At 27.3% G+C, this 12858-nt stretch carries 9 protein-coding genes; 6 read left to right on the top strand and 3 right to left on the bottom strand.

What is annotated here, in order from left to right:
- Nucleotides 1-125 precede the first annotated feature (125 nt).
- Both pyk and thrS read left to right on the top strand, forming a co-directional pair.
- Nucleotides 126-1562, top strand: coding sequence for a pyruvate kinase (gene pyk / locus AAHF53_RS00275; RefSeq protein WP_342189823.1), 1437 nt, complete (start codon nucleotides 126-128; stop codon nucleotides 1560-1562).
- Nucleotides 1563-1624: 62 nt separating this feature from the next.
- A complete protein-coding gene (gene thrS, locus AAHF53_RS00280; RefSeq protein WP_338967310.1) occupies nucleotides 1625-3556 on the top strand; it encodes a threonine--tRNA ligase in 1932 nt (643 codons plus the stop codon).
- A gap of 134 nt (nucleotides 3557-3690) precedes the next feature.
- Here the strand turns inward: thrS and AAHF53_RS00285 are convergent, their stop codons facing one another.
- A complete protein-coding gene (locus tag AAHF53_RS00285; RefSeq protein WP_342189824.1) occupies nucleotides 3691-4548 on the bottom strand; it encodes an HAD-IIB family hydrolase in 858 nt (285 codons plus the stop codon).
- An 18-nt stretch (nucleotides 4549-4566) separates the two neighbouring features.
- Complete coding sequence (gene trpS, locus AAHF53_RS00290) at nucleotides 4567-5580, bottom strand: tryptophan--tRNA ligase (protein ID WP_375315747.1); 1014 nt, start codon at nucleotides 5578-5580, stop codon at nucleotides 4567-4569.
- 137 nt (nucleotides 5581-5717) lie between these two features.
- Between trpS and AAHF53_RS00295 the strand changes: the two genes are divergently transcribed.
- The 3 genes from AAHF53_RS00295 to AAHF53_RS00305 all read left to right on the top strand — a co-directional run bounded on the left by AAHF53_RS00295 (nucleotide 5718) and on the right by AAHF53_RS00305 (nucleotide 9434).
- Nucleotides 5718-6503: an NAD(+)/NADH kinase gene (locus AAHF53_RS00295; RefSeq protein WP_342189826.1), complete on the top strand. Its 786-nt coding sequence runs from the start codon at nucleotides 5718-5720 to the stop codon at nucleotides 6501-6503.
- 18 nt (nucleotides 6504-6521) lie between these two features.
- Nucleotides 6522-6884, top strand: coding sequence for a DUF4330 family protein (locus tag AAHF53_RS00300; protein WP_342189827.1), 363 nt, complete (start codon nucleotides 6522-6524; stop codon nucleotides 6882-6884).
- A gap of 447 nt (nucleotides 6885-7331) precedes the next feature.
- Nucleotides 7332-9434, top strand: a complete 2103-nt coding sequence (locus AAHF53_RS00305) for a polyribonucleotide nucleotidyltransferase (protein ID WP_342189828.1) — start codon at nucleotides 7332-7334, stop codon at nucleotides 9432-9434.
- 50 nt (nucleotides 9435-9484) lie between these two features.
- Here the strand turns inward: AAHF53_RS00305 and AAHF53_RS00310 are convergent, their stop codons facing one another.
- On the bottom strand, nucleotides 9485-10909 hold the full coding sequence (locus tag AAHF53_RS00310; protein WP_342189829.1) for an MATE family efflux transporter: 1425 nt from the start codon (nucleotides 10907-10909) through the stop codon (nucleotides 9485-9487).
- A gap of 289 nt (nucleotides 10910-11198) precedes the next feature.
- Here AAHF53_RS00310 and AAHF53_RS00315 point away from each other — a divergent pair, with 289 nt between their 5' ends.
- Nucleotides 11199-12854: a ribonuclease J gene (locus AAHF53_RS00315; RefSeq protein WP_342189830.1), complete on the top strand. Its 1656-nt coding sequence runs from the start codon at nucleotides 11199-11201 to the stop codon at nucleotides 12852-12854.
- Nucleotides 12855-12858: the final 4 nt, after the last annotated feature.

Below are 12858 nucleotides of genomic sequence, written 5' to 3' on the forward strand. Positions count from 1 at the left end.
TTGATATAATTAATAAAAGAAATAATTGAATTTACTTTCTTTACAATTAACAAATTAATTTAAAATGTGTTTTTATGTTAAAATTAAACTGTTATTTACAAAAATAGAAACGAGGATTAAAATAAATGCTTTTTATAAATAAAAGAGTAAAAACCATTACGACAATTGGTCCGGCTAGTGAAACCAGAGATTTGATGCTTCGTTTAGCACAAAAGGGAGCAAATGTATATCGTTTAAACTTTTCTCACGGTGATTTTGAAGAACATGGTAAGCGTGTTGAGTTTGCTAAATCTATTATTCAACAAGTACAAAGACCACTATCACTAATATTAGACACTAAAGGTCCAGAAATTAGAACTCACTCTTTTAAAGATGGTGAGGCGTTAATAAGAAAAGATAGTAGGGTTATTGTTTATACGAATAAAGAAATTGAAGGTACGGAAACGGAATTTTCAATTAATTATGAAAATCTTGTTAATGATATTCAAGTTGAACAAAGATTATTAGTAGATGATGGTAAGTTACAGTTAATTGTTTTAGGAATTAATAATAAAGATGATGATAAGTCAATTATTTGTCGCGCTGTTAATACTCATCTTGTCAAAAATCATCGTGCGATTATTGTTTCGGGAATTAAACTGTCATTACCTTTTATTTCTGACAAAGATCGTGCCGATCTTATTTTTGGATGTGAGCAAAAAGTAGATTATGTAGCTGCTTCTTTTGTTCATGATGCTAAAGATTTACAAGAGATGCGTCAATTGTTAGATGAAAATGGTGGTGCTGATATTAAAATTATTGCCAAAATTGAATCACGATATGCTGTTGATAATATTGATGAAATTATTGCTAATAGTGATGGTATTATGATTGCTCGTGGTGATTTAGGTGTTGATGTGCCTTATGCTGAGGTGCCTTTAATTCAAAAACATGTTATTCGTAAATGTAATAAAGCAATGGTGCCAGTAATTGTCGCTACGCAAATGTTAGAATCAATGTTATCTAATCCTTTGCCAACAAGAGCTGAAGTATCAGATATTTATTGAGCAGTTGATTTAGGTGTGGATACAACAATGTTATCTGGCGAAACAGCTAATGGTGAGTATCCTGAAAAATCAATTGAAGCAATGACGAGAGTCGTTAGAAAAGCAGAAATTCATTTTTGATATGAAGGTTATTTAGAAAGATTTATTAAATGATCAACTTCACCTTTTAAAGATTTTGTTTATCAAGTTGGTAAAGAGGTTCTTGGTGAAAAAATTCAAAAGCAAAAACGAATTCATCAAGTAATTGTTTTAGATGATAGTGATCATCAATTATTAACTAAAACTTTATCTAATGCTCGTGTTCGCAGTACATTAATCCCATTAGTTACTGATGAAAGAATTAGAAATAGTTTTGGGATTTGGTATGGTGTTTATCCAGAATTAGTTATGGATATTAATAAAGTAATTAATGATGATAATTTATTAAATAATATTGCTAGAAAATATGGTGCTAAAACTAATGAACAAGTTTTAATTGTTAATGGTAATGAAATGAGAAAATTACAAATAAAATAATTGCATTAACAGAGTTAAAGACGTTCATTAGCAAATTGAACGTCTTTTTCGCTAGAAAGGATATGTCGGCAATGGAACAAATTGTTACTGTAAAAATTAATAATGAAAATAAATCGTATCCATTAGGAATAATGCTTAGTGATGTTTTAACAAGTATTGATGCTAATTGACAAGAAAATATTATTGCTGTTAAAGTTAATAATGAATGAAAAGATATTAAAACTTATGTTTTAGAAAATGATATTATATTAGAGATAATTACAAAAGATTTAGATGAGGCATTAAAAGTACTTAATTATTCAGCAGCTATTGTTTTAGCAAAAACATTACAAACTAATTGAAAGGGTTTATTAATTGCCAATATTAATGTTGGTGATGAAGGTTTTTTTGTTGATTTTGATTTTCAAACCCGCATTAAAGAACAAGATTTAGAGATTATTACTAAGCAAATGCAAGAATTTCTTAAAAAAGACTTAGAAATTAAATATGAGTTAAAATCACCGCACGATTTACAACGATTATATGAAAATAATCCTTATTTTTTAGAAAAACTTTTAACACTTAAAGATATTGTTGGTATATATACTGTTGATAACAGTTCTTTCATTAATAATTTTATTGCTTTAGATAATACTAAAATTGTTGAAAATTTTATGCTTTCATCACTTGCTGGAGTTTATTGAAATAATGATGCTAACAATAAGCAAATTCAAAGAATTTATGGTGTTTGTCATTTTTCACAAGAAAAATTAGCAACCTTGTTAGCATTAATTGCTTTAAGAAAAGAACGAGATCATCGAAAAATTGGCAAAGATTTAGAAATTTTTATGTTTGATTCATTAGCAGGTCAAGGATTACCAATTTGATTGCCTAATGGAATGATTCTTAAAAAACAATTACAAGAGTATTTGCGTTCACAAGAGTTCTTTTATGACTATTTAGAAGTCGCAACACCAGTAATGGGAGCAATAGAATTATATCGTACTAGTGGTCATTGAGATCATTATCAACAGAATATGTTTCCGGTTATGCCATTGAATAATGAGCAACTTGTGCTTCGTCCGATGTCGTGTCCACATCATTGTTTAATTTATTGTTATAAATTACGCTCTTATCGTGATTTGCCATTACGATTTGCTGAGCACGAATTATTATATCGTTATGAAGCTAGTGGCGCTTTAACTGGTTTAGAGCGCGTTCGAGCAATGGAATTGACTGATGCTCATATTTTTTGTCGTTTTGATCAAATAAAAACTGAATTTCAAACAACATTTAAATTAATTAGTGAAATATTGTTAGCATTAAATATTGAAGTTGATTACTATTCATTATCATTAAGAGATTTTCAAGATAAAAAAAATTATTATGATAATGATGAAATGTGAATTAAAGCTGAAAAAGTTTTAAAAGAAGCCTTAGATGAATTAAAAATTAAATATATTGTAATGATTGGCGAAGCAGCTTTTTATGGTCCGAAATTAGATATTCAAATTAAAACGGTGTTAGGACACGATATTACGGTTTCAACGATTCAGTTGGACTTTTTACTACCAGAAAAATTTGATTTATCTTATCAAGATGAGAATGGACAAGAAGTTCGCCCTGTTATTATTCATCGTGGTTTAATTGGCACTTATGAACGCTTTATAGCTGTCTTATTAGAACAAACAGGTGGAGTTTTACCACTATGATTAAGTCCTAAACAAATTACTTTAATTCCTATTAAAGAAGAGCATCAAGCATATTGTTATGAATTAGAAAAACTATTTAAAACCCATAATTTACGGTCATTTGTTGATGCTAGTAGTGAACGGTTAGGTTATAAAATTCGTATTGCGCAAACTAAAAAAATACCTTTCCAAATTGTTATCGGTCAAAAAGAAATTGCTACTAAAAAGATTACTTATCGTCAATATGGTAAAGAAGAACAAGTAACAGTTACGATTGATGAGTTTATTAATTTATGTAATGAATTAATAGTAAACAAAAAATAATTAATGAATGTTTGGCATCTTAAAATTGGTAATAATTCAAACAATAGTAAATTAACCGAAAAATTTTATTATTCATAATAATATTGGTAGATAAAAAGATGCTTGTAAATTTATTACAAGCATCTTTTTATCTGTTATAAGTTTAATAGTTTTTCTAAATATATGCCAACACCACCTTCATCATTAGTATGTTCAGTAATATCTTTAGAAAATACTTTTAAAGTTTCGATACCATTTTTCATTACAATACCATAACCAACTTTGGTAATCATCTCTAAATCATTAAATTCATCACCAAAGGCAATAACATCTCTAATATCTATATTGTAATATTGTGAAAGAATTTCAGCAGCCATTCCTTTATTAATAAATTTATTTGATAGGTCTAGAACAGGATGTTCTTTGTCATTATCATGCGTTCAAATATTAATTTTTAAAGTATTAGTATATTTTTCTAAACTACGAATAACTTTATCTAAATGTAGGGGACTTTTTAATTGTAAAACAATATTATTAGCAGAACCATTTCAGTTTTCTAAAAGATTGCCAATAATAAAATTGTCCGTTGGAATGTCTGTTAAATGAAAGTAGCGTTCAAAATTGTCCGTTTGCTTTAAGCATACTGCTTTGTTGTAGTATTCTACAAGACCATTATATAAAGAAGTTTTGACATCGTTTTCTTTTAAAACTGCTTTTACAGTATCATAAGAAATTGGAAATACTAAGCGTTTAAATTCTCTTAATAATGGATCATGAATGTGACCACCATTAAAATTGCAAAGTAATGTTTTTAATCCTAGGTCATTATAAAACGAAATACTTCCACGGTGGGGTCTTCCCGTAACAATACAAACAATATGACCTTGGGCAATAGTTTTTTGTAATCCTTGAATAGTTAATGGATGCATTGTTTTTCCGTCATTCATTAATGTAGTTCCATCAAGGTCAATAAGGATTAATCTTTTTTTATCAATATGATTAAGTTTAATCATTGTTTTTCTCCTTTATTTTTAGTAATTAATCCCAATTTTATCTTGGATTAATTGCAATTTTTCGTGAGCAATTTTTGTTGCTTTTTCTTTTCCTTGCAGTAATCAATGTTTTCATTCATCATTAGCAATAATTTCGTTATATTTTCTTTGAATAATTTCAAGTTGATGGCAAACAACTTTAGCGATTTTTTCTTTAAAAGCACCATAATTTTGGTCAGAAAACTCATTAGTTGCTTCTTCAATTGTAGTATTTGTAAAAGCACAGTAAATATTTAAAAGATTACTAATTCCTGGTTTATTAATTTCATCATAAAAAATTTTATTTTCACTATCAGTAATGGCACTTTTAATTTTTGTGGTAACATCATTTAAATTATCTAAAAGAGAAATATAAGTTTTAGGATTTTCATGTGATTTTGACATTTTTTTTAAGGGATTTTGTAGGTTCATTATTTTTTTACCATTAGGAGCAATATATGGTTCTGGAATTGTAAAGATATTACCATATTTATTATTCATTCTGATCGCAATATTTCTTGTTAATTCTAGATGTTGCTTTTGATCAATTCCCACAGGAACAATAGCAGCATCATATAGTAAAATATCAGCTGCCATTAATGCTGGATAAGTAAATAATCCTGTTGGTATCGTTTCAGTATTATTATGTTGTTTAAATGATTGTGTTTTATCTTTAAATTGTGTCATGCGATTTAGTTCTCCCATTGATGTATGACATAGCAGAATATGACCTAATTGGCAATGCTCTAAAATGTCAGATTGAGCAAAAATTGTAATCTTATTGGGATCTAAACCACAAGCAACATATAAGGCAACTAAATCACGAATATTATTTTTAAGAACATCGTGGTCATGATTTTTTATTGAGACAATAGCATGCAAATTGGCAACAAAGATAAAAACATCATATTCTTCTTGTAATTTAATAAAATTTTGAATAACACCAATATAATTACCAATAGTAATTTTTCCAGTATTAGTAATACCTGATAATAAGCGTGGTTTCAATAGTAATTCCTCCTAAAATAAATAAATCTCATTGGTAATGTATCAATTTTACTATAAATAATAATAAAAAAGAATATTTATATGGATTCTTAATTTATGATATTATTACCTTATTGATAGAATTATATTATGAGGTGTAATTAATGCAACAAAAGAAATTTACAATTGTTACTAATAAGGCCGATGAATCAATTGCTGTGGCTAAAAACTTATCTAGTAAATTATTAGCATTAAAGATGATATTTGATGAACAAAATCCAGAAATCGTATTTGCTATTGGTGGTGATGGCACTTTTTTATCAGCGGTTAATCGTTTTAATGAAAATATTGATAATATTCATTTTATAACTATTAATACGGGAAATATTGGTTTTAATGCTCTTTATCAAGTTAATGAAATTGATAAGTTAATTACTAATTTAAAAAATAATATTTTGAAAACAAAATCTCTTGATGCTTTAAAAATAACTATTAATAATAAAAATTTTTATAGTCTTAATGAGATTAAATTAATGAGTATTGCAAAAACAATATTTTTTACAGTTTATATTAATAATCAATTATTACAAAATTGTCAAAGTTCAGGATTTGTTTTAACTACTAAAACTGGTTCAACCGGCTATACTAAAAGTATTAATGGCGCAGTTATTTTAAGTGAAAAAAATTTAATGGAATTCTTAGAAATTGCTCCGGTTTTTCATAATAAACATAATTCTTTAAAGGCACCATTAATTTTAGATAATACCCACACAGTTACTATTAAAGGTAATATGAAAGATGCTTTTTTAGTAATTGATAGTCAAAAACATGACTTTAATAGTGATAATTTAATTATTAATTTAATTGCTAATAAAATTAAAATTTTAGTAACTGATGTTAATGATTTAATAATGATTAATCAAATTCAAAAAACATTTATTCATAATTAAACAAAAGGAAGAGAAGCGATGGAATTATGACAGATACTGTTGTTAGATTTAGGATTAATATTATTAGTTTTTATAATTGCTTGCTTAATAAATATGATATTTTTAAAAAATAAAAATTCAACAGAAAAACAATGGCAAAAATTAATTCCTTTTAAAGTAGATGTTTTTATTGATTATTTAGGAACAATTAGTAATATTATTGAGGCACAAGCAACAAATACAAAGATTAAAATTATCATTAAAGATATTAAACAAGTTAATATTGAAAAGATTCGGAAGTTAAAACAGCAAGGAATAATTAAACAAACTAATGCTATTAGTATTATTTTTGGTAACTATACTAAGGCATTATCAGAGATTATTAATGGTCGTTTAAAATAGCGGGACGCATAAAGTTTTGTTAGGTAGGTAAAGATTTGAATAAGTATTAAGACAATCAGCAATTGTCGGTCGCGTTTAGTTTTCTTAGGTATTTTTTAAAAAAGAAAAAATAGTCATTTACTATAAATTATTTCAATATGCAAATTAAGTATATATTTCTTATGTATGATTTTTGTTGTAAAAAATTATTTTAATGTTGTTTTTATAAGCATTTTACTTAGTTTTTATAACCTTTTATTAAGAATATGTTTGTTAATATTAAATATTTTGTTTTATTAATTATTTTTCAAGTAAAAAGGTAATAAATTTTTAGTTGCTTTTCTTTCAAAATTATTCAAATCTTTACCTACCTAACAAAACTTTATGCGCCCAAATAGCGATCATATTTTTTGTTGCTAAAACAATATGATAAAATAAGATGTGGGAAGATGAGAAGGGTAACAGCAAATGAATAAAGAACAAAGATTTACAAATAATTTTAATGGGAAGAAAATTGTTATTGAATATGGTAGTTTAGCATCACTAGCAACAAGTTCAATTTTAGTACGCTATGAGGAAAGTACGGTATTAAGTATTGTTAGTTTTAATGAAGAGCCATCAACATTAGATTTTTTTCCCTTAACAGTTGTATTTCAAGAGAAATTATATTCTGTTGGAAAAATTCCTGGAGGGTTTTTTAAGCGTGAAGGCAAACCTAGTGAATATGCAACATTAGCATCAAGGTTAATTGATCGTCCTTTGCGACCTTTATTTCCTAATAATTTTAATCATGAGATTCAAGTAATTAATAATGTATGAGCGGTTGATTCTAATGCTGATGTCAGAATGGCAGCATTATTAGGTTCTTCATTAGCATTATGTATTTCAAAAATTCCTTTTAATGGTCCCGTAGCAGGAGTTATTATTGGAAAAATAAATGGGGAATTAATTTGTAATCCTACAAGTCAACAATTGGAACAATCATCGTTAGAATTAATTGTTGCGGGAACAAAAGCATCAATTAATATGGTTGAAGCTAGTGGTCAAGAAATTAGTGAAGAAGAAATGTTAATAGCAATTGCGATGGCACATATAGAAATTAAAAAGTTAGTTGCCTTTCAAGAAGAAATTATTAATATTATTGGTCAAGAAAAATTACCTATTATTGAATTAGAATTTGATAATAAGTTAGTATCAACTATTACTAGTCAGTATGAACCACAAATTATTAGTGCTTTAAATATTAAAACGAAGCAAGAACAAAAAAAAGCTTTAAAAGATGTTTATAATGCTTTATTTGCTGTTTATGATAATCAACAATATGTTAATGAATTAGAAAAAAAAATGATTATTAAACAGATTAGAGCTATTTATCAAACTTTATTAAAGAAACTTGTTCGTGATTTTATTATTAATAAGAAAATTCGTTTAGATGGTCGTGTGAGCAATGAAATTCGACCGTTAACATCAATAATTGATGTTCTCCCAATTGTTCACGGTAGTGCTTTATTTACTCGTGGCGAAACGCAAGTATTATCAATTGTAACTTTAGGAGCTCTAGGCGAACATCAAATTATTGATGGTTTAACAGAAGAGGAAAGTAAACTCTTTATGCTTCATTATAATTTTCCATCATTTTCAGTTGGTGAAACTGGAAGATTTGGACCGCCGCCCAATAGAAGAGAAATTGGTCATGGAGCATTAGCAGAAAAAGCATTGTTACAAGTATTGCCTAGTATTGATGATTTTCCTTATACGATTAGAGTTGTGACGGAAGTATTGGCATCTAATGGTTCAACCTCCCAAGCAGCAATTTGTGCTTCTTCATTAGCTTTGATGGCTAGTGGAGTACCATTGAAATCTAGTGTTGCCGGGATTGCAATGGGATTAATTAAAGAAGGTAATGATTATGTTATTTTAAGTGATATTCAAGGTAGTGAAGATCACTTTGGCGATATGGATTTTAAAGTTTCGGGAACAAACCAAGGAATTTGTGCTTTACAAATGGACATTAAAATTGATGGCATTACAATGGAAATTTTTAAAGAAGCATTATTACAAGCTAAAATTGGGAGAAAGCATATTTTAGATAATATGAAGCAAACAATTAATATTTCGCGTAATAAAGTAAATAAAAATGCTCCTAAAATTAAGCAATTACAAATTCCGATTAATCGCATTCGTGATGTTATTGGTGCTGGTGGTAAAGTAATTACTAATATTGTTGAGACTTCTGGCAATGTTAAAATTGATATTAATGACCAAGGGAAAGTGACTATTTATCACAAAGATGAAGCATCAATATTAATGGCAGAAAAATTAATTAAAGATATTATTGAACCAGTTATCATTGGAGAAATTATTATGGGAACTGTTGTTCGGATTGAAAAGTTTGGTTACTTCATTAATTTAAAAGAGAATATTGATGGATTATTACATAATTCAAAAATACCCAAAAATACGCCGTTATTAAAATTAAAACAAGAAGTAACAGTAAAAGTAATTAGTATTGATGAAAAAAATCGTGTTAATTTAGAATTAATTAATGAAACTAGAATTAAAATTGAATAGAAAAATAAAATGAACTCCTATTTTAAACTAATAAGAGTTCATTTTATTTTTTAAATTAATTTTCGTGCTCATTTTATTTTAATAACACAGATGGTAACAAGAGCAAATTGAATAATTTCACCAATAGTAGAAATAATAAAAATATATTTGTAATCAAAGTTAGGAAAATATTTAGTTACAATAATACTAACAATTAATGGTGTCATAACAATAATAATTCAAGTACAAAGAATATCTAAGGCAGTAGCTAACTTTACAAATCCGCCGGTGCGTAAAACACTAAAAAAGATAATTGAAAAAGATAAGAAGAAATAGGCTAGGGATTGTAATCCTAAATAAAATCTTGCCGTGCTAATGGCTTCATTACTAATTTTGTTAGTAAATAGAATATCAAAAATAAAAAATGAAAGACTGAAAATTATTATTGTGAAAGTAATCGCAATTAGAAATAGCAAACCAATAATTTTTTTAAGATTGGCAACTGCTTGTGACAGTTTACCAACACCTAATTGTTTACCAATAAAGATTGGTATAATGGCACTATAACTATTAAATACGGCATAAAAAATATTCATAATATTCATTACAACAACGGTTGCTGATAGGATATCGGCTCCACCATAATATGAATAAATAACTGTTTGTGCTGTTAATGATAATACAAAAAGAATGTTAGCTAAAAATATTGGCAAAAGCGATTTAAGAATTTTTAATAATAAATCTTTAGTAACATATCAAAATTTTTTCATTGGGCGAAACACGGGTTTAGTAATTAAAAGAAATGTAATAACAATAGTTATTTCTAAAATTCTTGCTATTACAGTAGGAATAGCAACTCCCATAACTCCCATTTTTAAATAAAATAAAAAGATGAAGTTGAGAATGCCATTAGTCAATACCGGAAAAATTGTAAAAAGAAACGGTAAATATGTTTTATTACATTCGTTCATATTTTGGTATAAGGTTGTTATAACGCTTAGAAGCGGATAAATTCAAATAACAGTTGCTAAATATAAACTGCCATTATCAATTGCGATTTGGGAATTAAAATTTAACATTGTTTTACTGCTTTCAGAAGCAATAATTAGTTTAATTAAATCATTTCTTAATGTGAAGATAAAGATGGTAAATATTATTGACATTGTGACATTAATCATAATTCTAATGTTATTTACCTCTTGCATTTTTTTGAGATTATTATTACCAATATATTGAGAAGCATAAATGCTTCCGGCCATATTCGTAGCAAAAAAACCGAACATTGCCAGTAACAGAATGGTATTAGCAGCACCAACGCCATTAAGAACTTCTTGACTTAAAAAAGAACCAATCATAAAGACATCAATAACATTCATTAATGCAATTAGTAATGATTGGCCGATTAGAGGAATCATAATGATAAGTGCTTGTTTCATAAACTTACTGTCAAAGTATGGTGATAATTTTCATTTTTGGTTGATATTAGTGAGTTTCATTATGTTAGTACCTCGGTTTCTTAAATATATAAGAACAATTATATTTTACTAATAAGATTAAGTCAATTGTGATTAAGTTAATTTAATAATAAACAGCATTTATCAAATTTTTGCATTTGCGAATAGTTATAGTATAATTAAAAGATAAAAATCAGAATGAATTTTAATTATTGAGGAAACAAATAAGATAAGAAATTATTCTCTGCTTAGCTGGATAATCAATGTGTTATAATAATAAAAGCAATATTTTAAAATAAAATTATATTAAATTAGAGGAGAAAAAATAGTTATGGCAACAATAAAAGTTTTTGCATTAGGGGGACTTGATGAACGCGGAAAAAATATGTATGTGGTGGAAGTTAACCGTGATATATTTATTTTTGATGCTGGTAGTAAAATCCCTGAACGAGAAGCATTAGGAATTGATACTGTTATTCCCGATTTTTCTTATTTAAAAGAAAATGTTAATCGGATTAAAGGATTATTTATTTCTAAACCATCAGACGAATGTTTTGGAGCAATAACATATCTTTTAAAGGATATTAAAATTCCTATTTATGGTAGTAAATTAACAATCTTTTTAATTAAACAAAAACTCTACAAGTTTAAGGTATGACATAGTGAAAATGAATTAATTGAAATTAAAGAAAAGGATATGTTATCTTTTGGTGATAATGAAATTGAAGTTTTTAATACGACAACTTGTATTCCGGGAAGTTTTGGTTTTGCTTTAAAGACTGTTGATGGAACTATTGTTTATACGAGTGATTATATTTTTGATAGTGAAGAACGAACTAATTTTGCTACAGATATGGCACACTTAGCAAAAATTGCTAATAATAAAATTTTATTATTGATGAGTGGTTCTGGTTATGCTAGTCGTAATGATTATACGGCTCCTAATCATAAATGTAAGAAGTTAGTGGAATCAACTTTTAAAGCAGCAAAGTCTAAAATTATTATTGCTTGTCATGAACAGGATTTATATAAAATAAGTGAAATTTTGGAGTTGGTTAGTGAAACTAATCGTGAGGCCATCGTTATGGGGGGCACATTAAAATCAATTTTAGAAGAATTTAAGTCAGGAACTTATTTGCAATTTAATAAAATTAAGTTTAGAAATTTAACTAGTGATGCTATTAATGACAATTCAGTAATTTTTGTTACAGGTAGTGGTGAGCGACTTTATACAAGATTATATAAAATTATTAGTGACGATGATGAGCATTTAGAAATAGAAAAGTCAGATACTGTGATTTTAGCAACGCTACCGATTCCTGGTTATGAATTAAAACATGCGAGAATATTGGATGAATTAGCAAGAACTGATGCTCGTTTTATGGCGTTATCCGATAAAAAAGTGTGAGATATGAATGCTTCATATGAAGATATTAAGATGATGATTGGAATTATGAAACCAAAATTTTTTATGCCAATTAAAGGATTACATAAAAATTTTGTTAGTGCGCAAAATAGTGCTCAAGAAGCAGGAATTCTAATTAATAATATTTTAATTAAGGATAATGGTCAAATTTTAGAGTTTATTAATGGTAAATTAGGACCATCACCATCTTCTTTAAAATATAATAATATTTATGTTGATGGTCTTGGGGTTGGCGATATTGGTGCTGTTGTTTTAAATGAAAGAAAGCAATTAGCTCGTGATGGAGTTTTAATTAGTGGCATTACATTAAATCGTCGTAGTAAAGAGATTGTTTCTTTAGTTGATGTGCAAATGCGTGGGGTTGTTTTTATTCAAGATGATGAGGAATTAACTAATAAAATGCAAGCGAAAGTTCGTACTATTGTTGAAGAACATCAAAAAAAATCAGAGTTTGATGGTACAACAGTTAAAAATCAAATCCGTAGTGAGTTGCAAGAGTTATGTCGTCAAGAAACGGGTAAAAATCCAATGGTTTTAGCAATAATTAATGAGATAAATTAACTAT

Origin of the sequence: Spiroplasma endosymbiont of Dilophus febrilis (assembly GCF_964030685.1) — a bacterium.
Lineage (GTDB): Bacteria > Bacillota_I > Bacilli_A > Mycoplasmatales > Nriv7 > Nriv7.